The following is a 283-nucleotide window of genomic DNA, read 5'->3' as shown; positions in this document are numbered from 1 at the left end:
GACGGGTCGGGCGAGCACTCGCCGTTCTCCGCCGCGCTGCTCCAGCACATCGGCGCTTCCAACGTTTCCATCACCGAGGCGATGAACCGGGTGACCGGTGATGTCTTCAAGGCAACCGCCGGCAAGCAGCGCCCCTGGCTCAACGTTTCGCTGACAACGGAGGTCGTCCTGCACAAGGTCGATCTCAATGCGCCATTGATCGTGGGCGAGGCGAGCGCACCTCCTGCCGAGGGCGGCTCCGATGCGAGCAACACCGGCGCCGCTGGTGCAACTGCAGGTCAAA

At 65.4% G+C, this 283-nt stretch carries 1 protein-coding gene; it reads left to right on the top strand.

The features are described from left to right. A partial coding sequence (locus EN786_RS37340; protein ID WP_348642275.1) for a caspase family protein occupies positions 1 to 283 on the top strand: 283 nt, incomplete at both ends.

Source organism: Mesorhizobium sp. M4B.F.Ca.ET.143.01.1.1, assembly GCF_004792275.1.
Lineage (GTDB): Bacteria > Pseudomonadota > Alphaproteobacteria > Rhizobiales > Rhizobiaceae > Mesorhizobium > Mesorhizobium abyssinicae.
The sequence above is the reverse complement of the archived record's forward strand: the minus strand, read 5'-3'. Positions and strand labels throughout refer to the sequence as shown.